Genomic DNA, 1,089 nt, shown 5'->3' on the forward strand with positions numbered 1-1,089 from the left:
GCCGGCAACCCGCAGTCCGTAGCGATCCGGCGGCTGGCGCACTGATCGGTCTCGGCCGTCGTGCGGTGCACGCTCGAGTCGTGCACAGTGCAGGGTTCGAAAGTGCATTCCTGCCCGCGCAGCAGTGTGTCGAGAATCTGCAGAGACTCCTCGAGTTTCTCGATTCGAACGCCGGGGCTTTCGTAGGCGATACCGCCCTTGTCGAACTCTTCCTTCATCCAGCCTGCGCCGATACCGAGTTCGAGTCGACCACCGGACAGCACGTCGATGGTCGCCGCGTCCTTCGCGAGCACAGCAGGATGACGGAAGCCGTTGGCCAACACGGCAGTGCCGAGACGAATCTTGTCCGTGGCCACCGCGAGCGCTCCCAGAGCGGCAATCGGGCCGACCTGATTACCCAGGTGATCCGGAATCATGAACGAGTCGTAGCCGAGTTCCTCGGCCTTCTGCGCAAGCTTGACGAAGCGTCGCGCACCACCCTCTTCGGCGTTGCCCTCGCCACCGGCCGCAAACCGGAATTTGCGTAGGGCATCGCTGCCGTGGGTGGAACTCATATAACGATTCTCCTGTGATGGACACGTACGTCGTACTCGAACTACAAACTCGGACAAATCGAACCTACTCGCCAGTCACTTACGTGACAGCACTGTAGAGGAAGCCCCCGGACCGTGCAGCACTCTACCGGGACCAAACGAGCAGATTACCCGCGAGCGAACTCCCGAGACGCCCGATTGTGACGAATCAACAGTGCGGCGGTGACTCAACTGTGGGGCGGCGTCGGTGCAGCGTCGATCTTCTCCGCAGCCCACTGTGCCATCCATTGGGTGGCCGTCGTGCCGTTCGGATCGACTTGGAAGGAGTTGTACATCGCGTGCACAGGGTTGTTGTAGTACTCGAGCAGGCGCGGCGCCGAACTCAGCCAGTTGGTCGGATTGAGAGCGGCGGCCGGAGCGTCGCAGATACCGTCACTGGGCGCGCAGATCTGATAGGTCCGATCGTTGAGGTCACCGAACCCGCCGGGCCTCGGGCCGGTCATCGTGAGACCGGGAAGTTTCAGCCCGTTCAGTGACAGCTCGGCACCGACGCCGG

The 1,089-nt window shown here is 62.4% G+C and carries 1 protein-coding gene and 1 pseudogene; both read right to left on the reverse strand.

All coding sequences use genetic code 11. The features are described 5' to 3' along the window. Positions 1-554 (reverse strand): LLM class flavin-dependent oxidoreductase (locus ABT116_RS49525; protein ID WP_351648273.1); only part of this gene is annotated, 554 nt, incomplete at its 3' end. Positions 555-760: 206 nt separating this feature from the next. Then, positions 761-1,089 (reverse strand): annotated as a pseudogene (locus ABT116_RS49530) (cutinase); the annotation flags it as partial.

Origin of the sequence: Streptomyces sp. NPDC002130, assembly GCF_040296465.1 — a bacterium.
GTDB lineage: Bacteria > Actinomycetota > Actinomycetes > Streptomycetales > Streptomycetaceae > Streptomyces.